The sequence below is a fragment of the Cohaesibacter sp. CAU 1516 genome (genome assembly GCF_005771485.1).
GTDB classification, from domain to species: domain Bacteria; phylum Pseudomonadota; class Alphaproteobacteria; order Rhizobiales; family Cohaesibacteraceae; genus Cohaesibacter; species Cohaesibacter intestini.
Genome location: NZ_VANT01000001.1, coordinates 816,097 through 836,551, shown reverse-complemented (window position 1 = coordinate 836,551; position 20,455 = coordinate 816,097). Strand labels below are relative to the sequence as shown.

General features: G+C 54.5%; 33 protein-coding genes and 1 pseudogene. All 34 read right to left on the bottom strand.

The window, feature by feature from the left end:
* Positions 1–24 precede the first annotated feature (24 nt).
* Complete coding sequence (locus tag FDK21_RS03870) at positions 25–852, bottom strand: ATP12 family protein (RefSeq protein WP_138147556.1); 828 nt, start codon at positions 850–852, stop codon at positions 25–27.
* A 31-nt stretch (positions 853–883) separates the two neighbouring features.
* Positions 884–1,546 (bottom strand): HAD-IA family hydrolase, encoded by a 663-nt coding sequence (locus FDK21_RS03865; protein WP_246657476.1) that lies wholly within the window; start codon positions 1,544–1,546, stop codon positions 884–886.
* A gap of 58 nt (positions 1,547–1,604) precedes the next feature.
* Positions 1,605–2,618 (bottom strand): RluA family pseudouridine synthase, encoded by a 1,014-nt coding sequence (locus FDK21_RS03860; RefSeq protein WP_138147554.1) that lies wholly within the window; start codon positions 2,616–2,618, stop codon positions 1,605–1,607.
* A gap of 20 nt (positions 2,619–2,638) precedes the next feature.
* The gene (crcB, locus tag FDK21_RS03855) at positions 2,639–3,016 is read right to left on the bottom strand and encodes a fluoride efflux transporter CrcB (protein WP_114009093.1); all 378 of its coding nucleotides are present in this window, start codon (positions 3,014–3,016) and stop codon (positions 2,639–2,641) included.
* Entirely contained in the window at positions 3,013–4,278 is a 1,266-nt protein-coding gene (locus FDK21_RS03850; protein WP_138147936.1) for a replication-associated recombination protein A, read from the bottom strand. The genes crcB and FDK21_RS03850 overlap by 4 nt, the downstream gene beginning before the upstream one ends.
* A gap of 84 nt (positions 4,279–4,362) precedes the next feature.
* The gene (locus FDK21_RS03845; protein WP_138147553.1) at positions 4,363–5,826 is read right to left on the bottom strand and encodes a DegQ family serine endoprotease; all 1,464 of its coding nucleotides are present in this window, start codon (positions 5,824–5,826) and stop codon (positions 4,363–4,365) included.
* A 276-nt stretch (positions 5,827–6,102) separates the two neighbouring features.
* Positions 6,103–6,522: a 50S ribosomal protein L17 gene (rplQ, locus tag FDK21_RS03840; protein ID WP_114009095.1), complete on the bottom strand. Its 420-nt coding sequence runs from the start codon at positions 6,520–6,522 to the stop codon at positions 6,103–6,105.
* A gap of 46 nt (positions 6,523–6,568) precedes the next feature.
* Positions 6,569–7,585, bottom strand: a complete 1,017-nt coding sequence (locus tag FDK21_RS03835) for a DNA-directed RNA polymerase subunit alpha (RefSeq protein ID WP_114009096.1) — start codon at positions 7,583–7,585, stop codon at positions 6,569–6,571.
* Positions 7,586–7,672: 87 nt separating this feature from the next.
* The gene (rpsK, locus tag FDK21_RS03830; protein ID WP_114009097.1) at positions 7,673–8,062 is read right to left on the bottom strand and encodes a 30S ribosomal protein S11; all 390 of its coding nucleotides are present in this window, start codon (positions 8,060–8,062) and stop codon (positions 7,673–7,675) included.
* A 60-nt stretch (positions 8,063–8,122) separates the two neighbouring features.
* Positions 8,123–8,491 (bottom strand): 30S ribosomal protein S13, encoded by a 369-nt coding sequence (rpsM, locus tag FDK21_RS03825; protein WP_114009098.1) that lies wholly within the window; start codon positions 8,489–8,491, stop codon positions 8,123–8,125.
* Positions 8,492–8,767: 276 nt separating this feature from the next.
* On the bottom strand, positions 8,768–9,334 hold the full coding sequence (locus FDK21_RS03820) for an adenylate kinase (protein ID WP_138147552.1): 567 nt from the start codon (positions 9,332–9,334) through the stop codon (positions 8,768–8,770).
* On the bottom strand, positions 9,331–10,662 hold the full coding sequence (gene secY, locus FDK21_RS03815; RefSeq protein ID WP_114009100.1) for a preprotein translocase subunit SecY: 1,332 nt from the start codon (positions 10,660–10,662) through the stop codon (positions 9,331–9,333). Before secY ends, FDK21_RS03820 begins: the two co-directional genes overlap by 4 nt.
* Before the next feature lie 150 nt (positions 10,663–10,812).
* A complete protein-coding gene (gene rplO, locus FDK21_RS03810; protein WP_114009101.1) occupies positions 10,813–11,283 on the bottom strand; it encodes a 50S ribosomal protein L15 in 471 nt (156 codons plus the stop codon).
* Positions 11,284–11,299: 16 nt separating this feature from the next.
* A complete protein-coding gene (rpmD, locus tag FDK21_RS03805) occupies positions 11,300–11,497 on the bottom strand; it encodes a 50S ribosomal protein L30 (RefSeq protein ID WP_114009102.1) in 198 nt (65 codons plus the stop codon).
* A gap of 44 nt (positions 11,498–11,541) precedes the next feature.
* Positions 11,542–12,090 carry a 30S ribosomal protein S5 gene (rpsE, locus tag FDK21_RS03800; protein ID WP_114009103.1) on the bottom strand — a complete coding sequence of 183 codons (549 nt, stop codon included), beginning with the start codon at positions 12,088–12,090 and terminating at the stop codon, positions 11,542–11,544.
* 41 nt (positions 12,091–12,131) lie between these two features.
* On the bottom strand, positions 12,132–12,494 hold the full coding sequence (gene rplR / locus FDK21_RS03795; RefSeq protein ID WP_114009104.1) for a 50S ribosomal protein L18: 363 nt from the start codon (positions 12,492–12,494) through the stop codon (positions 12,132–12,134).
* Between the two features lie 12 nt (positions 12,495–12,506).
* Positions 12,507–13,040 carry a 50S ribosomal protein L6 gene (gene rplF, locus FDK21_RS03790; protein WP_114009105.1) on the bottom strand — a complete coding sequence of 178 codons (534 nt, stop codon included), beginning with the start codon at positions 13,038–13,040 and terminating at the stop codon, positions 12,507–12,509.
* A gap of 44 nt (positions 13,041–13,084) precedes the next feature.
* Entirely contained in the window at positions 13,085–13,483 is a 399-nt protein-coding gene (rpsH, locus tag FDK21_RS03785; RefSeq protein WP_114009106.1) for a 30S ribosomal protein S8, read from the bottom strand.
* A gap of 13 nt (positions 13,484–13,496) precedes the next feature.
* The gene (gene rpsN / locus FDK21_RS03780; RefSeq protein WP_114009107.1) at positions 13,497–13,802 is read right to left on the bottom strand and encodes a 30S ribosomal protein S14; all 306 of its coding nucleotides are present in this window, start codon (positions 13,800–13,802) and stop codon (positions 13,497–13,499) included.
* Positions 13,803–13,829: 27 nt separating this feature from the next.
* Positions 13,830–14,387 carry a 50S ribosomal protein L5 gene (rplE, locus tag FDK21_RS03775; protein ID WP_138147551.1) on the bottom strand — a complete coding sequence of 186 codons (558 nt, stop codon included), beginning with the start codon at positions 14,385–14,387 and terminating at the stop codon, positions 13,830–13,832.
* Complete coding sequence (gene rplX / locus FDK21_RS03770; protein WP_138147550.1) at positions 14,380–14,697, bottom strand: 50S ribosomal protein L24; 318 nt, start codon at positions 14,695–14,697, stop codon at positions 14,380–14,382. The genes rplE and rplX overlap by 8 nt, the downstream gene beginning before the upstream one ends.
* Positions 14,697–15,065 carry a 50S ribosomal protein L14 gene (gene rplN / locus FDK21_RS03765; protein WP_114009110.1) on the bottom strand — a complete coding sequence of 123 codons (369 nt, stop codon included), beginning with the start codon at positions 15,063–15,065 and terminating at the stop codon, positions 14,697–14,699. Before rplN ends, rplX begins: the two co-directional genes overlap by 1 nt.
* A gap of 69 nt (positions 15,066–15,134) precedes the next feature.
* Positions 15,135–15,380 carry a 30S ribosomal protein S17 gene (rpsQ, locus tag FDK21_RS03760; RefSeq protein WP_114009111.1) on the bottom strand — a complete coding sequence of 82 codons (246 nt, stop codon included), beginning with the start codon at positions 15,378–15,380 and terminating at the stop codon, positions 15,135–15,137.
* Positions 15,381–15,390: 10 nt separating this feature from the next.
* Positions 15,391–15,591: a 50S ribosomal protein L29 gene (gene rpmC / locus FDK21_RS03755; RefSeq protein WP_114009112.1), complete on the bottom strand. Its 201-nt coding sequence runs from the start codon at positions 15,589–15,591 to the stop codon at positions 15,391–15,393.
* Positions 15,592–15,611: 20 nt separating this feature from the next.
* The gene (rplP, locus tag FDK21_RS03750; protein WP_114009113.1) at positions 15,612–16,025 is read right to left on the bottom strand and encodes a 50S ribosomal protein L16; all 414 of its coding nucleotides are present in this window, start codon (positions 16,023–16,025) and stop codon (positions 15,612–15,614) included.
* 34 nt (positions 16,026–16,059) lie between these two features.
* Positions 16,060–16,785, bottom strand: coding sequence for a 30S ribosomal protein S3 (rpsC, locus tag FDK21_RS03745; RefSeq protein WP_114009114.1), 726 nt, complete (start codon positions 16,783–16,785; stop codon positions 16,060–16,062).
* Positions 16,785–17,165 carry a 50S ribosomal protein L22 gene (rplV, locus tag FDK21_RS03740; protein ID WP_114009115.1) on the bottom strand — a complete coding sequence of 127 codons (381 nt, stop codon included), beginning with the start codon at positions 17,163–17,165 and terminating at the stop codon, positions 16,785–16,787. The genes rpsC and rplV overlap by 1 nt, the downstream gene beginning before the upstream one ends.
* Complete coding sequence (gene rpsS / locus FDK21_RS03735; protein WP_114009116.1) at positions 17,165–17,443, bottom strand: 30S ribosomal protein S19; 279 nt, start codon at positions 17,441–17,443, stop codon at positions 17,165–17,167. Before rpsS ends, rplV begins: the two co-directional genes overlap by 1 nt.
* Positions 17,444–17,453: 10 nt before the next feature.
* Positions 17,454–18,287: a 50S ribosomal protein L2 gene (gene rplB, locus FDK21_RS03730; protein ID WP_114009117.1), complete on the bottom strand. Its 834-nt coding sequence runs from the start codon at positions 18,285–18,287 to the stop codon at positions 17,454–17,456.
* Positions 18,288–18,311: 24 nt separating this feature from the next.
* The gene (locus tag FDK21_RS03725) at positions 18,312–18,605 is read right to left on the bottom strand and encodes a 50S ribosomal protein L23 (protein ID WP_114009118.1); all 294 of its coding nucleotides are present in this window, start codon (positions 18,603–18,605) and stop codon (positions 18,312–18,314) included.
* Entirely contained in the window at positions 18,602–19,222 is a 621-nt protein-coding gene (gene rplD / locus FDK21_RS03720; RefSeq protein WP_114009119.1) for a 50S ribosomal protein L4, read from the bottom strand. The genes FDK21_RS03725 and rplD overlap by 4 nt, the downstream gene beginning before the upstream one ends.
* Positions 19,222–19,938 (bottom strand): 50S ribosomal protein L3, encoded by a 717-nt coding sequence (gene rplC / locus FDK21_RS03715; protein ID WP_114009120.1) that lies wholly within the window; start codon positions 19,936–19,938, stop codon positions 19,222–19,224. The genes rplD and rplC overlap by 1 nt, the downstream gene beginning before the upstream one ends.
* Positions 19,939–19,962: 24 nt before the next feature.
* Positions 19,963–20,271: a 30S ribosomal protein S10 gene (gene rpsJ, locus FDK21_RS03710; protein WP_090072145.1), complete on the bottom strand. Its 309-nt coding sequence runs from the start codon at positions 20,269–20,271 to the stop codon at positions 19,963–19,965.
* 59 nt (positions 20,272–20,330) lie between these two features.
* A pseudogene (locus FDK21_RS03705) lies at positions 20,331–20,455 on the bottom strand (elongation factor Tu); the annotation flags it as partial.

Here is a 20,455-nt window from a genome sequence, read left to right as displayed (position 1 = left end):
ACCACCATCAAACGGGGCTGACAGTCAGCCCCGTAGCGCGTCCAGCACGAGGATGGCAGCATCGAAATCCGCGCGACGGAAGACGCGCCTCTTGGTGGCTTCCTCGTCTTCGCCCCACATTTCAATATTCCAGTCCTCATCAACCATCGCAGCCGCCCATGTGGCATCCGAGGTCAAAAAGCCCTTCCAGAAGGCATAGGGCAACAAGACCGAACCGGTGATTGTCATCATGGTGTGAAGCGCTGCCAGCTGAAAGATATCCAACCCCTGCCATTCGGCCCGCAGGGCCTGCCCCATGACCGGGCTCTGCTCCACCGCCATGATGCCGTTCGCCTGAACAAAACGCCCGCACAGCGGCTCCTCAACCCATTTCAGCACGGGTTGCCAAAGCGCCTGTTGCCGATCAACCAGTCGTTCAGGGTGGGTAGCCGGGTAACAGATGAAGTCGTGATTGAGATAGGAGACAATCTCGTCAAGCATCGCCTCGCGCGCATCCTCCACCCCATCGATGGTGGAATTGACCAGACGGGTCAGAGGCATGGTCGCAGGGTTGATCTTGTCTGTCTGGGCGTCCCACTCGCTCGCCAGTGCCCTGGCAATTGCCTCGCACGGCACAGACACCTGATGTTTCGCAGGGCTTCGGATCGGCCGACCATCCAGCAAAACCCGATGACCACCCTCCTCATCGGCAGCGATAGACACTGCCTTGTAGAAGCGCTTGGGCAAGGGCGTTTTCATCACTTCCTTGGCCCGCATCATCGGATTTGTGGTGCTGTCCTGCTGACCCGGAACAAAGTCCCCAAACAGGGCCTGAACCGCATCAGGATCGGTGGAATTTTCCTTGTCCGACATGACCATTCCTCTTCTTGTCCGATTGTAGCTGTCAGAGTGAGCGCAGCAGCTGATCAAGCGCGGCATAATCATCCACCAGATGATGAGCGCCAGCGGCCCGCAACTCCACAGCCGGATGATAGCCCCAGGTGACACCGACACCGCGCACCCCAGCACTGACCGCCATTTCGATATCATAGCTGGTGTCGCCGATCATCACCGTATCCTCTGGCGCGACACCGGTCTCGGCTATGGCCTGCAGGATCATGCCCGGATTGGGTTTTGACGGCGCGCGATCAGCGGTTTGGACAGTGACGAAATGATCGTGCCAGCCGAAGCTGTCAAACAGATGCAGCACGCCACGATAAGCCTTGCCCGTCGCGATACCCAAAAGATAAGTCTCTTCCGCGGCCAGAGCCTCGATCACCTCTTTCGCACCCTCATAGAGATGCTCGATCGCATCGCCACCTTCTCGCTTGGCGATGACAAAATCCTTGTAGCTGTTGACCAGCAAATCCCGCGCTTCCACAGCGATCCCCGGTGACAGTTGCTCAACCGCCTGCGGCAAGGACAGGCCGATAATCGACAGGGTTGCCGCTTCGCCCGGGGACGGCAAATCATGCAGACGGTAGGCGTGCTCCATGCCCTCGACAATGGTATGCGCGCTGTCGACGATGGTGCCGTCGCAGTCAAAGATAAACAGCTTGAGGCTCATGCTCATGATCCTTGGGAAAGGGTCCTAATCGATTACAGGCGGCAAAGAGAATGGGCAATCAATTCTCGTTGCCCAGCTCATCCTCGATGTCTGGATCATAGTTGGAAACGTCAAAGCCGAGCAGGTTCCAGCTCTGCTGCATATGTTGAGGCAATGGCGCGGTCACATCCAGAATGCCGCCTTTTGGGTGCGGAATGCGGATCCGTCGCGCATGCAGATGCAGCTTGTTCTGAATACCGCCAGGCAGCTCCCAATTATCGATATTGAAGTATTTGGGGTCGCCAATGATCGGACATTCCATATAGGCGGCATGCACACGCAGCTGGTGGGTCCGGCCCGTCACGGGCTTCAACGTCAGCCAGGACAATTTCTGTCCGGACTGTTCCACCACCGAGTAATGGGTAACGGCATGCTGTGCCCCATCATCCCCATGACGGGCAATCCGCATCCGGTCGCCATCTTCTGCCTGATATTTCGCAACATAGGTGGAGATGCGTGCCTGCTTTGGCTTGGGCACACCACGCACCAACGCCCAATAGGTTTTCTGTGTCGAACGCTCGCGAAAGGCCTTGGTCAGGGCCGTTGCAACGGAGCGCCTGCGCGCCACCACCAGCACGCCGGACGTATCCCGGTCAAGGCGATGCACAAGGCGCGGCTTCTGCCCGTGCTTGTCCCGCAGGGATTCCAGCATCCCGTCCACATGACGGCTCATGCCCGAGCCGCCCTGCACTGCCAATCCGGCAGGCTTGTTGAAGACATAGATATCCTTGTCTTCATAAAGCAGGACCGATTTGAGAAAATCTTCATCCCGGTCATCAACCCGCGGCATAGCCCGCTTCGGTGCGGCATTGGTGGATTTCTCATCGGTCGCCAGCGGCGGAATACGGACCTGTTGGCCCTTCATCAAACGCATGTTGGTCTTCACGCGCTTGCCATCCACCCGCACCTGCCCGGTGCGCATCAGTTTCTGCAACTGACCAAAGGACAGACCCGGATAATGCTCCTTGAACCAGCGGTCCAGACGCATCCCGTCTTCATCTCCGGTCACGTCTCGATTTTGTATGGTCGCCATTGCCTCTCAGACCCTCTCGTCTATACCAGCGCCCGTGCCACGCTCAGTCCTGCGAAAAGCGCCACAATAGCCCCGGCAAGGGACAATGCAACATAAAAAAGGGCCAACCCCATCTGCCCGCGTTCTGTGAGCACCACAACATCAAGGGAAAAGGTGGAAAAGGTGGTAAAACCGCCCAAAAGCCCGGTTGTCAGCAGCAATCGGACCTCGGTGCTGGCCTGAAACCGCAGTGCCAAAAGCTCAATCAGAAGCCCCATCAGGAAAGAGCCCGAGATATTGCAAATCATGGTGCCATAGGGAAAGCCACTGCCAAAGGTGCGCAGGGCAATCATGCCGACCAGATGGCGCATGCTGGCACCCGCGGCCCCTCCCAGCGCGACAAGGAGAAAGTGATTCATTTGTTCCGTTCCATTCTTAAGCGAGACCAATAGTCCAACCGCTTGCGCAAGTCACGCTCAAAGCCGCGTTCTACCGGCTGATAAAAGCGCTTTCTGCCCATTTCTGTCGGGAAGTAATCCTGACCGGAAAAGGCATCCGGCTCATCGTGATCATAGCGATAGCCATCGCCATAGCCTTCTGCAGCCATCAGTTTGGTGGGCGCATTGAGAATATGTTTGGGTGGTGGCAGAGAACCTTCCTTCTTCGCCGCCTTCATCGCCGCATGATAGGCCAGATAACCCTTGTTCGATTTTGGTGCCGTCGCCAGATAGATCGCCAGCTCCGCCAGAGCATAATGCCCCTCCGGCGCCCCGATCAATTGAAAGGCCTCGCGGCAGGCCATTGCCATCACCACAGCGTTCGGATCTGCCAGTCCCACATCCTCAGACGCCATCACGGTCATCCGCCGCAAAATATAAAGCGGATCTTCTCCCGCATCGAGCATCCGGCACATATAGTAAAGCGCCGCATCCGGATCAGATCCACGGATCGATTTGTGAAAGGCAGAGATCAGATTGTAATGCCCGTCGGCCGACTTGTCATAGATCGGTGCACGCCGCTGCAGAATGGTGCCCAGCTGCTCGGCGGTGAATGTCTCACCCTCATGCGCGGCCCGCCAAACTTCCTGCGCCAGCGTCAAAGAGGACCGCCCGTCCCCGTCCGCCATCCGGACCAATGCGGCCCGCGCCTCGTCATCCAGCGGTAAGGGCTTGCCAAGCCCTTCTTCAGCCCGCGTCAGCAACTGACCGATCGCTTCATCATCAAGGCTTTTGAAGGTCAAAACCTGCGACCGAGACAGCAAAGCGGCATTCAACTCAAAGGACGGATTTTCCGTTGTCGCGCCGACCAGCACCACCGTGCCATCTTCCATCACGGGCAGAAAGCTGTCCTGTTGAGCTTTGTTGAAACGATGGATCTCGTCGACAAACAACAAAGTTGTCTTGCCCATCCTCCGGCGCTCGCGGGCTGCTTCAAACACCTTCTTGAGGTCAGCCACACCGGAAAAAATCGCGGAAATCTGTTCAAAATGCAGGTCTGTCCCATCGGCCAACAGACGGGCAACGGTGGTTTTCCCCGTCCCCGGCGGTCCCCAAAGGATCAAGCAGCCCAGCGAGCCGCTCTTCAACATCCGTGTCAAAGTGCCATCGTCACCGACCAAATGGCCTTGTCCGACCACTTCATTCAGATGTCGGGGGCGCAACAGATCAGCCAGAGGGCGCATCGCTCCCTCTGGCTGATCCTTGTCTTGCTTTCCTGCGGGCGTCGACAGGCCCGCCGTCTCAAACAGATTGCTCACGTCTTGTGCCTAACCACTGATGGTTGTCTTGATGGTCTGACCATTGCGTTCAATTTCCATCCGCCAGAGGCGGAAATTCTGTTCTGTCAGGATCTCCAGAACCCGTGTGGTGCGGATCACCTCGCCATTCAGCCGTCGGATGATGTCCCCCACCCGGACGCCAAGTCGGTCTGCAGTGGAGCCTTGTTCAACCTTGGCCACCACGACTCCCTTAAGGCCGGTATCCAGTCCCAGTTCCTGTGCCACGGCAGGAGACAGATTGTAAACTGTTGCACCCCCGAAAGGTGAATAACCATCTATCAGCACTGCATCGCGTGGTGGTCGCTCTGGCGCGGTTGCTGTGCGCACGGTAAGTACTTTCTCGCGCCCGTCACGCAGGATCGTCAATTCTGCTTCAGCCCCGAGTTTGACCGTCGCATAGCGATATTCAAACGCATCCGGGCTGTCGACATCCTTACCATTGACCTGCAACAGCAAATCCCCGACTTCCAATCCCGCTTCTTCCGCTGGGCCATCCTCGTCAAGCGCGGTTACAAGCACCCCACGGGGCCGATCCAACCCCAGCCCTTCGGCAATGTCCGCTGTTACCATCTGCAAGCTGCCGCCGAACCACGCCCGCTCGATCCCCTTGCCGGAAATTGCCCCTTCCGCCACCAGACGCACCATATTGGCCGGAATGGCAAAGCCGATTCCGTTCGAGCCACCGGAGCGCGAAAAGATCGCCGTATTGACCCCAACCAGACGCCCATTCATGTCAACCAATGCGCCGCCGGAATTGCCCGGATTGATCGCCGCGTCGGTCTGAATGAAAAATTGATAATTGCTGATGCCCACATGGGTCCGCGCCAAGGCCGAGACGATGCCGCTGGTCACCGTCTGCCCCACCCCGAACGGATTGCCAATTGCCAGCACCAGATCGCCAACCTTCAACTCATCGGAATCCGCAAACGGCAGTGATGGGAATGCCTGTTTGGGATCCCGAATTTTCAAAATGGCCAGATCGGTGCGCTCCTCATCAAGAATGATATCCGCATCAAACTCAGTCCGGTCTGCCAAAGCCACCCGCACCTCGGTCGCGCCCTTGATCACGTGATGGTTGGTGACGATCACCCCGCTTGGATCAACAATAACACCCGAACCCAGCGACCGCTCGACCCGCTCGCGCGGCTGGCCGAAGCCATTGCCGCCAAAGAAACGCTCGAAGAAAGGATCATCAAAGAATGGAGATCGCGCCCGCTGCTGCACCCGTCGCGTTGCATAGACATTGACCACCGCAGGGGCTGCTGCATCGACCACAGGGGAGAAGCTCAGTTGCATCTCGGCCTTGCTTGCTGGCACCCTGCTTGCGGTAGCAGACGCCGCCACGGCCTTCGTCGTCACGCCCGACGATAAGACATAGTCGCTGAGAGCACCGCCTACGCCCGCCGCCACAGCAACGACAGTCAATATGGCAAGTTTTTTCGACAAAGACATGCTGACACCCCTCTTTCCAATCATAAGCAAATCATATACCCGCGCGCTGATCAGTCACGGGAAAATTCATGTCCGAAAAGCTAGGACCGTGAGCGGGCAAAACTAAGGTCACCCACGGCACCATCTTTTATCATTGCCAAGAATTAATCAAACAGCAGAGGTTCTTAATGTCCCACTGTCCGCAATTTGTGGCTCACACCGATCGACTAAGGCAGCCCCAAACGAAAAAGGGGTGACCAATGGCCACCCCTTTAAACTTATCAACCGGCAACAAGCTTACGCTGCGTCTTCGGTTTCAACTTCCTGCGTTGGACCGGAGTCTTTGCCGCGAGCCTCAGGATCACGATCAACAAGCTCGATCACAGCCATTGGCGCGTTGTCGCCATAGCGGAAGCCGGCTTTCAGAACGCGGGTATAGCCGCCCTGACGTTCGGTGTAACGCTCGCCGAGTACGTCGAACAATTTCTTGACCATGTCTTTGTCACGGATCTGGGAAATTGCCTGACGACGGGCATGCAGATCGCCGCGTTTTGCCAGAGTGATGAGTTTGTCTGCGATCGGCTTGAGTTCTTTAGCCTTAGGCAGGGTGGTTACGATTTGCTCATGCTTGATCAAAGCTGCCGCCATGTTGGCGAACATTGCCTTGCGATGAGAAGCTGTGCGATTGAGCTTGCGACCTGATTTGCCGTGGCGCATTGCCCTCTCCTTTTCCTATCCGACGGTATCACACCGTGGGTAACAATTAGTACTGATCTTCGTAGCGCTTGGCGAGATCGTCGATATTTTCAGGCGGCCATGCCTGAACTTCCATGCCCAGATGCAAACCCATCTGTGCGAGGACTTCTTTGATCTCGTTGAGCGACTTACGGCCAAAGTTCGGCGTGCGGAGCATTTCCGCTTCCGTTTTCTGGATAAGATCACCGATGTAAACAATGTTGTCGTTTTTCAGGCAGTTAGCAGAACGGACAGACAGTTCCAGCTCGTCCACTTTCTTGAGCAGTGCTGGATTGAATGCCAATTCCTGGGTCTGTTCCTGAACAACTTCTTTTTCCGGCTCTTCGAAATTGACGAAGATGGAAAGCTGGTCCTGAAGAATGCGTGCAGCAAAAGCCACCGCATCATCAGGCTTCACGGAACCATCCGTTTCAATATTCATGATGAGCTTGTCATAATCGAGAACTTGACCCTCACGGGTATTCTCGACTTTGTAAGCAACACGCTTGACCGGAGAATAGAGGCTGTCAACCGGGATCAGACCGATCGGAGCATCGTCCGGACGGTTCTGAGTTGCGGTCACATAACCCTTGCCACTATCGACAGTGAATTCCATGCGAAGCTCGGCACCAACGTCCAAAGTGCAAAGCGGCAGTTCTGGATTCAGGATTTCGACATCGCCGACAACCTGAATATCACCTGCACGCACAACACCCGGGCCTTCCTTGCGGAGAACCATACGCTTCGGGCCCTCACTTTCCATGCGCAACGCGATTTCCTTGACGTTCAGGATCAGATCCGTCACGTCTTCGCGAACACCGGAAATGGAGGAAAATTCATGCAAAACACCGTCAATCTGGATGGCGGTCACTGCTGCCCCTTGCAGGGAAGACAGAAGGACACGACGCAGGGCATTGCCCAAGGTCATGCCAAAACCACGCTCCAGAGGCTCGGCAACCACTGTGGCGAGACGCAACTCGTCGTCGCCCGGGGTGATTTCGAGCTTGGTTGGCTTGATAAGTTCCTGCCAGTTTTTCTGAATCACGTCTCAACCCTTTCTCGTTCCGGGGAGATACCCCACCTTTTGCTGCTATGGTCCAGCCACAGCGAGCGGCAGGGAACCTGAAAATTATTAGACGCGACGACGCTTGCGCGGACGACAGCCATTGTGCGGAATTGGGGACACATCACGAATAGAGGTGATGGTGAAACCAAGTGCCTGAAGGGCACGCAGGGCTGATTCACGACCCGAACCAGGGCCTTTGACTTCAACTTCGAGTGTCTTCATGCCATGCTCGGCAGCTTTTTTGCCAGCATCTTCACCAGCCATCTGCGCGGCGAATGGGGTGGACTTACGAGAGCCCTTGAAGCCCATTGCACCAGCCGAAGACCAGGAAATGGTATTTCCCTGTGCATCGGAGATGGTGATCATGGTGTTGTTGAAGGTCGAATTCACATGCGCTACACCGGACGTAATATTCTTACGTTCGCGACGCTTAACGCGCGAGGCATCTTTCGCCATATTCTTTCCTCGATCTCTACACCGCCGTTATACCAGCGGCTCCACCGGACAAACCGTGGATTATTTCTTCTTACCAGCAATCGCTTTCGCAGGACCTTTACGGGTGCGAGCGTTGGTGTGCGTGCGCTGACCACGAACGGGCAGACCACGACGATGGCGCAGGCCACGGTAGCAACCCAGATCCATCAGGCGCTTGATGTTCATGGCGGTCTCACGGCGCAGGTCACCTTCTACAGTGTAGCCAGCGTCGATCACTTCGCGCATTTTCAGAACTTCAGCATCAGTGAGGTCGGCGACGCGACGCTCTGGAGCGATGTTGACTTGTTCGGTGATTTCCTTGGCAAATTTGGGTCCAATGCCATGGATATACTGAAGCGCGATGATGACGCGCTTGTTCGTCGGAATGTTGACGCCAGCAATACGGGCCACGTCTGATCTCCTTATATGCAGGCAGTCCGAAAGGACTGGATGCATCCGGGTGAAGCTCCTCCCCATCCTTAGCACCAAGACAGCGGCACTTAATGGCAAGAAACACTTTTGTTGTTTATTGACGCCGATGACCCAAGGGTCATACAGAACGCACAAAATGTGCCCGAAAGCTCTGGGCTTCCGAACACAGAGCCGCATTTTATGCGGCTAGCGCCGGTTACTACCGGATTCAGAATGTAAGAGTCAAGCCATCCAGAGCGAAAAACGCTAGAAAACTCAACTCAGCACATCCTTGATCGACTGAGCGACCTGTTCGATGTCCTGCATACCGTCAACCGTCTTCAATTCGCCGGTCTTGGTGTAGAAGTCGATCAGAGGCTCGGTCTGTGCCTTGTATACAGCAAGGCGTTTCTTCAGGGCTTCCGCATTGTCATCGGCACGAACCTCGGCGCTCTCAGACGCACGTTTTTCGATACGAGACAACAGAATGCCTTCGTCGACCCGGATCTCGACCACTGCGTCGAGTTCCATTTTCTTATTCTTAAGCAACTCGGTGAGTGCTTCTGCCTGAGCAATCGTGCGAGGAAAGCCGTCGAGGATAAAGCCGTTGGCACAATCCGCCTCTTCAACACGATCGGAAATGATGGACACGACGATCTCGTCTGAGACCAACTCGCCACGATCCATGATTTCCTTGGCAGCCAGGCCGACCGGAGTCTTTGCAGCCACCGCGGCACGTAGCATTTCACCGGTGGAAAGCTGCACTATCTTGTAATCCTGCACAAGGCGCTCGGCCTGTGTGCCCTTACCTGCCCCCGGAGGTCCAAGCAGAATCAGTCTCATCGACGTTTACCCCTCAACTTCGATTTTTTGACCAGCCCTTCATATTGATGGGCCAGCAGATGTCCCTGAATCTGTGACACAGTGTCCATGGTGACACTGACCACAATCAAAAGGGACGTACCGCCGAAGTAGAATGGCACACCCGTAGCCGAGATCAGGAATTCAGGCAGAAGACAGACGAGAACCATGTAGATCGCACCCAGCACAGAAACGCGTGTCAGGATACGGTCGATATATTCTGCAGTTCTCTGACCTGGTCTGATGCCCGGAATAAAGCCGCCATGCTTCTTCAGATTGTCCGCAGTTTCCTGCGGGTTGAACACAATTGCTGTGTAGAAGAAAACGAAGAAGACAATCAAGGCCGCATATAGAATCATATACAGAGGTTGACCATGACCGAGCAAAGCGGTGACTGTGTTCAACCAGTCAGGCCCCTGCCCCGACACGAAGTTGGCAACCGTGATTGGCAGCAACAAAAGTGAGGAGGCAAAGATCGCCGGGATCACACCGGCCGTGTTGAGCTTCAATGGCAAGTGAGAGGTTTCGCCCTGGAACATCTGGCGACCAACCTGACGCTTTGGATACTGAATGATCAGGCGACGCTGTGCACGCTCCATGAAGACGATGAAGGCAATCACGATAATCGCAACAGCAATCACGCCCAGAATGATAGCAGTGGACAGGGAACCCTGACGACCCAGTTCCAGCGTGTTGGCAACCGCAGAAGGCAGACCAGCCACAATACCGGAGAAAATGATCAGCGAGATACCGTTACCAATGCCGCGCGCCGTGATCTGTTCACCAAGCCACATCATGAACATGGTGCCGCCAACCAGCGTCAGCACAGCGGAGAAACGGAAGAACATACCCGGATCCACCACGATATTGGAGGATCCCTCAAGACCGACCGAAATACCGTATGCCTGCAAGGTCGCAAGAACAACGGTGCCGTAGCGGGTATATTGGTTGATGACCTTGCGGCCACGCTCACCATCCTTCTTCAGCGCTTCCAGTGTCGGAGACACGGTGGTCATCAGCTGAATGATAATGGACGCGGAAATATAGGGCATGATTCCGAGCGCAAAGATCGCCATACGGCCGACCGCGCCGCCAGAAAACATGTTGAACAGGCCGAGAATGCCGTTCTGATTGTTGTTGAAGGCTTGCGCCAAAGCTTCAGGATTGATCCCTGGAAGCGGAATATACGTCCCGAGCCGATAAACCAACAAAGCACCCAGCGTAAACCAGATGCGTTTCTTCAGCTCTTCTGCTTTTGCAAAGGCGCCAAAATTGATGTTGGCGGCGAGTTGTTCTGCTGCCGAAGCCATATTCTACTCCGCTTATAGCGCTGATTCGAATCGTCAGTTGATCCGGTAAATATAGGTGCGCCAAAACAAATGTATAGAGCAAGGTGCAGGAAGTGCCCTGCTCCTTAGCTCTAAACGCAAAAAAAGGAGGGCTCCTGCGAGCCCTCTCTCTTATTCTTTTTCTTCGCCGAGGATCTTGACGGATCCACCTGCTTTTTCAACAGCGGCGATGGCTGCCTTGGAAGCACCTTCGATTTCGAAGGCAACCTTGGCGGTCAACTCACCATCGCTGAGCAGGCGAACGCCATCGCGCAAACGACGAACGATGCCAGCTTCTTTTAAGACAGCAACGGTAACGGTCGCAGATGCGTCCAGTTTACCTGCATCGATGGCCTGCTGGATGCGGCCAACGGATACGGTGTTGAAGTCTTTTGCGAAGATGTTGTTAAAACCACGCTTTGGCAGACGGCGATGCAATGGCATCTGACCACCTTCAAAGCCCTTGATAGCAACACCAGAGCGAGATTTCTGACCCTTGACACCACGGCCGCCGGTTTTACCGACACCCGAGCCGATGCCGCGACCAACGCGCTTGCGGTAATGCGTAGCGCCGTCGTTATCGCGAATTTCGTTGAGCTTCATAATACTCTCCCGCCTCTTAGCCTTCATCCACAACGCGGACGAGGTGAGAGACTTTAGCGATCATGCCGCGAACTTCAGGGGTATCCTGAAGGGTACGACGACGATGCATTTTGTTCAGACCAAGACCAACCAGCGTAGCACGCTGATCTTTTGGCCGACGCAAAGGGCTGCCGATCTGTTCAACAGTAACGGTGCCCTGTTCCTTCTTAGCCATGTCCGGCTCCTCTTCTTTGGGACGAAAGACCCTTCCGAGCGCACTTAAGCGTCGGAGCGGCCTCCGTCAACAACACGACGACGAGCCTGGAGCGTGGAGACTTTGAGGCCACGACGAGCAGCAACACCACGAGGGCTGTCTTCTGCTTTCAGGGCATCGAAGGTTGCACGTACCATGTTGTAAGGGTTAGAGGTGCCAACAGACTTGGCAACCACGTCCTGCACGCCCAGCGTTTCAAACACTGCACGCATTGGACCACCCGCAATGATACCGGTACCCGGAGGTGCAGCACGCAGCATAACTTTACCAGCGCCATGGCGACCGGCAACGTCGTGATGCAGCGTACGACCCTCACGCAGAGGCACGCGGATCATGTTGCGCTTGGCAGCCTCAGAAGCCTTACGAATGGCTTCTGGCACTTCGCGCGCCTTACCGTGACCAAAGCCTACACGGCCCTTTTGATCACCAATTACGACGAGCGCAGCAAATCCGAAGCGACGGCCACCTTTAACCACTTTGGCAACGCGGTTGATGTGGACGAGTCGGTCGACGAATTCGCTTTCGCGCTCTTCACGATCAATCTTCTTGTTCATGAGTTTTCTTCTCTCGTCGGAGCGATCGGTTGCCCGAACGGTTAGAAATTCAATCCGCCTTCACGCGCAGCATCTGCGAGTGATTTGATACGGCCGTGGTAGATGTAACCACCACGATCAAAGACTACGTCCTTCACGCCAGCGGCTGTTGCGCGTTCCGCAATCAGCTTGCCAACTTCCGAAGCGGCGGCTTTGTCCGCGCCGGTCGCAAGCTTCTCACGCAGATCTTTCTCGATAGAGGAAGCCGATACAACTGTAACGCCTTTCTCATCGTCGATGATCTGTGCATAGATGTGCTTGGAAGACCGGTTAACACTCAAACGCGGACGGCCGTTGGCAGTCTTTTTCAGGGCGCGCCGCACACGTGCACGACGGCGCTCAAACTGAGATTGTGCCTTCGCCATAATAAGTTTCCGTTACTTCTTCTTACCTTCCTTGCGGAAGATAAATTCATCACTATACTTGATACCCTTGCCTTTGTAGGGCTCAGGTGGACGATATTTACGGATCTCTGCAGCAACCTGCCCAACGGACTGTTTGTCGATGCCGTTCACAGTGATCTCGGTTGGCTTTGGACAAGCAACCGTGATCCCTTCGGGAACTTCATACAGAACATCGTGGGAAAGACCGAGAGCCAGCTGAAGGTCATTGCCCTTCATCTGGGCGCGGTAACCAACGCCGTTGATTTCAAGTTTCTTTTCGAAACCTGCAGAAACACCAGTCAGGATGTTGAGAATCTGGGTGCGGGTCATACCCCACAGCGAGCGCGCAGTTTTTGAATTGCTGCGTGGCTCGACCAGAATACCATCATCCGTCAATTTGGCATCAACGTCATCGCACAGTACAAAAGACAATTCGCCCTTTGGACCTTTCGCTTTGACGGTTTTGCCATCGATCGTTGCAGTAACGCCAGCAGGCACTGCAACAGGCTTTTTACCAATACGTGACATAAGACTAACCTGTCCGGATCTAGAGCAACAAAGTCAGTGCCGCATCAGAAGACGCGACACAGAACCTCACCACCCACATTTTGCTCACGAGCGTCATGATCGGCCATCACACCTTTCGGTGTGGACACGATCGACACGCCAAGACCGTTGTGAATGCGTGGAATATTCTTCACGGACGCATACACGCGACGGCCAGGCTTGGACACGCGTTGGATTTCACGGATCACCGGTTCGCCATCGAAATATTTCAATTCGATTTCGAGCTCGGACTTACCGCCTTCAAATTCGACGGTGGTGTAGCCGCGGATGTACCCTTCTGAAGCCAAAACGTCAAGTACGCGCTGACGCAATTTGGATGCAGGAGTGGAAACTTTGGTTTTGCTACGCATCTGCGCATTGCGGATGCGGGTCAGCATATCCCCCAAGGGATCGGTCATTGCCATATTACCGCGCTCCTTACCAGCTCGACTTCACCAGGCCAGGGATTTGACCCTCATTGCCCAATTGACGAAGCGAAATACGGGACATCTTCAACTTGCGATAGTAGCCGCGTGGACGGCCAGTTACATCACAACGGTTGCGGATGCGGATGGATGCGGAGTTGCGCGGAAGCTCGGCGAGCTTCAGGCGAGCTTTGAACCGCTCTTCAAGAGACAGAGACTCGTCCTTGGCCATAGCTTTCAAAGAAGCACGCTTTGCAGCATACTTATCAGCCAGGCGGGCGCGAGCTTTGTTCTTTTCGACAGCGCTCTTTTTAGCCATTACTTTATCCTCGTACTTTCCGCAGACTTATCGACTGAACGGGAAGTTGAATTCGGTCAGAAGTGCACGAGCTTCCTCATCGTTGCTTGTCGTAGTGCAAACGATGATGTCCATGCCCCAAATCTGGTCAACTTTGTCGTATTCGATTTCTGGGAATACGATATGCTCTTTCAGGCCCATGGCATAGTTGCCGTTGCCGTCAAAGCTTTTACCGTTGAGACCACGGAAGTCACGTACGCGAGGCAGTGCAATCGTGATCAAACGATCCAGAAATTCATACATGCGGTCGCCGCGCAGAGTAACCTTCACACCGATCGGCATGCCTTCACGAAGTTTGAAGGTCGCGATCGATTTACGTGCTTTGGTTACAACCGGCTTCTGACCGGCAATGGCTTCCAGGTCAGCCAAGGCAGACTTGACTTTTTTGGAATCGCCAACCGCTTCACCAACACCAATATTGAGCACTACTTTTTCAAGTTTCGGCATCTTCATAGGATTGCTGAACTCGAATTTTTCCTGCATCTTGGCGCGGATAACGTCTTCATATTGCGTCTTCAGACGCGGAGTGTAAGCAGCCTCAGCCATCAATCACATCTCCTGAACGTTTGGCCACGCGCACCTTGGTGCCGTCTTCTTTGACAGTGAAACCAACGCGGGTTGGCTTACCGTCTTTCGGGTCCGCCATTGCCAGGTTGGACAGGTGGATGGAGGCTTCTTTATTGACGATGCCGCCTTCCTGACCCTGCGTCTGACGTTGATGACGCTTGACCATGTTGATACCGCGCACGATAGCCCGCTCTTCAGCTGGCATCACCTGCACAATTTCACCGCTCTTGCCCTTGTCTTTACCGGCAAGAACAATGACGCGATCACCCTTTTTGAGTTTCGCAGCCATTACAGCACCTCCGGAGCAAGGGAAATGATCTTCATATGGTTATGAGCGCGGAGCTCACGAGGAACCGGGCCGAAGATACGGGTACCGATTGGTTCCTTGTTGTTGTTCACCAGAACAGCTGCACTACGGTCAAAACGGATGACGCTGCCGTCCGGACGACGAATAGCTTTTGCGGTACGAACCACAACTGCCTTCATCACATCGCCCTTCTTAACGCGTCCACGCGGAATTGCTTCCTTGACAGAGACGACGATGAGGTCGCCGATGCCAGCATATTTCCGTTTGGAGCCGCCGAGCACTTTGATGCACATGACACGACGTGCGCCGGAGTTATCCGCGACGTCAAGGTTTGTTTGCATCTGAATCATGACTGGCCGCCTTTTTTATTGTCCCGATACGCGAAGCGCGACGGGTATACGTCCAATAATCGAAGTGAGTTATGCGGAAGGAAGATCCTTACCGACCACGACCCAACGTTTAGATTTCGAAATAGGTGCAGATTCCTGAATGAAGATCTGGTCACCTACTTTGAAGGCATTCCCTTCGTCGTGAGCCTGGTACCGTTTGGAACGACGCACAGTCTTCTTGAGAAGCGGATGCGTAAAACGGCGCTCGACTTTGACAACGACGGTCTTGTCTTGCTTGTCGCTAACGACGAGGCCCTGCAGAATTCTCTTTGGCATCCCGTCTCTCCTATTCTGCTGACGATGCACGCTTATCGCGGGCAACGGTCATCAGGCGTGCAATGTCACGGCGAACCTGCCGAACACGCACAGTGTTTTCCAACTGACCGGTGGCCTGCTGAAAGCGCAGATTGAGCTGCTCTTTCTTCAGTTTTTCCAACTCGTCAGTGATTTGGTCCGACGTCATCGCGCGGACATCTGATGCTTTCATGGGTCTATCCCTTCACACCGTTAGTCGGCGATGCGCTGTACGAAGCGTGTCTTGATAGGCAACTTCGCAGCAGCAAGCCGCATGGCTTCCCGGGCGATATCTGCCGGTACACCATCAATTTCAAACATGATCCGACCCGGAGCTACACGAGCAGCCCAGTATTCAGGAGAACCTTTACCTTTACCCATACGGACTTCGGTAGGTTTCTTGGACACTGGCAGGTCCGGGAACACACGGATCCAAACACGACCGGCACGCTTCATGTGACGGGTCATAGCACGACGCGCAGCCTCGATCTGGCGAGCGGTGATACGCGCAGGCTCCTGAGCCTTCAGACCGTAGGCGCCAAAGTTGAGCTCATAGCCCCCTTTGGCATTGCCATGAATACGGCCCTTGTGCTGCTTGCGGTATTTAGTGCGCTTTGGTTGCAGCATTGTTCTTCTCTCTTAACTCAGCTTGTGACCAACATTAAGCAGCAGGCTTGTTGCTACGACGACGCTGACCACCATCTCTGTTGCCACCGTCAGAACCTTCGGATGCGCGACGCTCAGAGGCCATTGGATCATGTTCCATGATCTCGCCTTTGTAGATCCACACCTTGATACCGGAGATGCCATAAGCGGTCAAAGCTTCAGCAGTGCCATAATCAATATCGGCGCGCAGGGTATGAAGCGGAACACGACCTTCACGATACCATTCGGTACGCGCGATTTCGGCACCACCCAGACGGCCTGCACAGTTGATACGAATGCCTTCTGCACCCATCCGCATTGCGGACTGAACCGAACGCTTCATTGCACGGCGGAAAGCCACACGACGTTCGAGCTGCTGCGCGATGGACTGAGCAACCAGGTTTGCATCACATTCCGGCTTACGAACTTCAACAATGTTGATATGTACGTCGGAATTGGTCAGCTTGCCAACCTGTTTGCGAAGTTTCTCGATGTCGGCGCCTTTTTTGCCGATCACGATGCCCGGACGTGCAGAGTGAATGGTCACCCGGCATTTCTTGTGCGGACGTTCGATCACGATCTTAGAGACGGCGGCCTGCTTCAGTTCTTTCTCGAGCATGCTCCGGATGGCGTAATCTTCATGCAGAAGAGCGCCATACTCGTTCTTGTTGGCGTACCAACGAGAATCCCAGGTGCGGTTGATGCCCAGACGAAGACCGATTGGATTTACCTTGTGACCCATCAGGCTGCCTCCTCAACTTCACGAACAACGATCGTCAGGTTGGAGAACGGCTTGAGGATCTTGCCAACACGACCACGAGCACGTGGCTGCCAGCGTTTCATCACAAGTGCCTTACCAACATAAGCTTCTGCTACGATCAGGCTGTCAACATCCAGTTCATGGTTGTTTTCAGCGTTGGCGATCGCAGATTCCAAACACTTTTTAACATCACGTGCAATGCGCTTGGAGGAAAAGGTCAGGTCAGCCAGAGCGGCATCAACCTTTTTCCCGCGGATCATTGCTGCGACAAGGTTCAGCTTCTGCGGAGACGTGCGAAGCATGCGGGAAACCGCCTTTGCCTCGTTGTCTTTCAGGACGCGTGCGCGTTTTGCCTTACCCATTATTTCCTCTTCGACTTTTTGTCGGCCCCGTGACCGTAGTAGTTACGGGTCGGAGAAAATTCGCCAAACTTGTGACCGACCATCTCTTCAGAGACGGAAACCGGTACATGTTTCTGACCGTTATACACACCAAAGGTGAGACCGACGAAGTGCGGAAGGATCGTGGAGCGTCGGCTCCACGTCTTGATCACTTCGTTACGACCAGAGGAGCGAACCTTGTCTGCCTTCTTCAGGAGGTATCCGTCGACAAACGGACCTTTCCAAACAGAACGTGCCATCGGTTAACCCTTATTTCTTGCGCTGATGCCGACTACGAACAATAAACTTGTCGGTCGACTTATTGGAGCGAGTACGCTTGCCCTTGGTTGGCTTACCCCATGGAGACACAGGATGGCGACCACCAGAGGTCCGGCCTTCACCACCACCATGAGGGTGATCAACCGGGTTCATAACGACACCGCGCACTTCTGGACGTTTACCGAGCCAACGGTTACGACCAGCTTTACCATGATTGATGTTCGAATGTTCCGGGTTGGAAACAGCGCCAACGGTAGCCATACAGGTACCGAGAACCAGACGGGTTTCACCGGAGTTCAAACGAATGATCGCATAACCGGCATCACGACCGACAAGCTGGGCATAACCACCAGCGGAGCGAGCGATCTGACCGCCTTTGCCTGGCTTCATCTCCACATTGTGGATGATGGTACCGACAGGCATGTTGGCCAGAGGCATAGCGTTGCCAGGCTTGATATCGGCTTTCTGAGAAGCAATCACCTTGTCGCCAGCGCGCAGGCGCTGAGGAGCCAGGATGTATGCCTGCTCGCCATCTTCATAGGTGATGAGAGCAATGAAAGCCGTACGGTTTGGATCATATTCCAGACGCTCCACCGTCCCCTGAACGTCAAACTTCTGACGCTTGAAGTCGATGATGCGGTAGCTGCGTTTATGACCGCCACCACGACGACGTGCCGTGACGCGACCATAGTTGTTACGACCGCCAGACTTGGTCAAACCCTCGGTGAGTGTCTTGACCGGCTTGCCTTTCCAAAGATCGGAGCGGTCTACAATCACCAACTGACGCTGGCCCGGGCTAGTCGGTTTAAAGGTCTTGAGTGCCATGACTTAAAGCCTATCCACGCGTTCTTAAAGACCAGTCGTGACGTCGATGGACTGGCCCTCTTCGAGGGTGACAATCGCTTTTTTCACGTCGACCTGCTTACCGATGATGCCTTTGAAGCGCTTCACTTTGCCCTTGCGGACCAGAGTGTTCACACTTTTGACCTTCACGGAAAACAGAGCCTCAACTGCGGCCTTGATTTCTGGTTTAGTCGCATCCTTGGACACGTTGAACACAACCTTGTCTTCTTCAGACTGAATGGTTGCCTTCTCGGTGATCACCGGGCTGCGGATGATATCGTAATGACGAAGGTTGGTCATTTGAACCGTGCCTCCAGAGCATCGACTGCGGCCTTGCTCAGCACCAGCGTGTCGCGACGCAGAACATCAAGAACATTGATGCCCTGAACCGGCAGCACATCGATACCGATGATGTTGCGGGCAGCTTTTGCGAAATTGTCATCCACTTCCTGACCGGAAATGAACAGAGCATTTTCGATGCCCAGACCGGAGATCTGTTTCTTCACAGCTGCCGTCTTTGGCGCCTCGGCCTTCATGTCATCGAGAATGATAATGCTATCATTCTTAACTTTGGAAGACAGAGCATGCTTCAGAGCCAGCGCACGAATTTTCTTTGGCAGCTCGATCGCATGAGAGCGAACAACCGGACCAAATGCACGACCACCACCACGGAACTGCGGCACTTTCTTGTTGCCGTGACGAGCGCCACCGGAACCCTTCTGACGAAGGTATTTCTTGGTGGTGCCAGTGATTTCAGCACGGGTCTTGGTCTTGTGAGTACCGGCCATTTTCTTCATCTGCTGGTAACGAACCATGCGGGCAAGAATGTCCGCACGTGGTTCGAGACCGAACACATCTTCAGAAACAGCAACAGAACCGGCATCACCGCCATCAAGGGTTTTGACTTGCAATTCCATTATTCAGCACCCTCCGTAGCAGCTTCTTGAGCAGGAGCTTCAGCGGCACGAATGGCACCAGGAAGCGGAGCCTCGGCCGGACGGGCTTTCTTGACAGCATCCTTGATCAGGATCCAACCGCCTTTGGAACCAGGCACAGCACCCTGCACCAGAACCAGACCACGATCGGCGTCAGTTTTGACGACTTTCAAGTTCTGCGTCGTCACACGGGTTGCACCCATGTGGCCAGCCATTTTCTTGCCCTTGAAGACCTTGCCGGGATCCTGACACTGACCAGTCGAACCGTGAGCACGGTGCGAGATGGAGTTACCGTGGGTTGCGCGTCCACCACCGAAGTTGTGGCGCTTCATGGAGCCGGCAAAGCCTTTACCAATCGAAGTCCCGATAACATCCACATGCTGACCAGCAACATAGTGATCCGCGGTCAATTCAGCACCGACATCGATAAGATTGTCTTCGCTGACACGGAATTCTGCAACTTTACGCTTCGGCTCTACCTTGGCAACGGCGAAGTGGCCGCGCAAAGGCTGCGAAACATTTTTCACTTTGGCTTTACCTGCACCCAACTGAAGTGCGGTATAGCCGTTTTTCTCAACAGTACGCTGGGCTACAACCTGGCAGTTCTCTACTTTGAGAACAGTTACCGGAACGTGTTCACCGCTCTCGGTATAAATGCGGGTCATTCCCAACTTCTGTGCGATCACACCAGAACGCATGGCTACTCTTGCCTCTCGCTCACGTTAGAGCTTAATTTCAACGTCCACACCGGCCGCAAGATCAAGCTTCATGAGGGCATCAACCGTCTGTGGGGTCGGGTCAATGATGTCGAGGAGACGCTTGTGCGTACGGATCTCGAACTGCTCACGGCTTTTCTTGTTAACATGCGGCGAACGGTTGACAGTGAACTTCTCGATGTGGGTCGGAAGCGGAACCGGACCACGTACATTAGCGCCTGTGCGCTTAGCGGTGGATACGATTTCTTTTGCCGACGTATCGAGAATGCGATGGTCGAATGCCTTAAGGCGAATTCGAATATTCTGACCGTTCATATTTTCAACCTCAAAAGACTGGGGTGCGAAAAGGGTATTCCGCACCCCTGCCCTAATGATTACTCGACGATAGAGCCGACGATGCCGGCGCCTACGGTACGACCACCTTCGCGGATAGCGAAGCGCAGTTTTTCTTCCATGGCGATTGGCACGATCAGCTCGACATTCATCTCGACGTTATCGC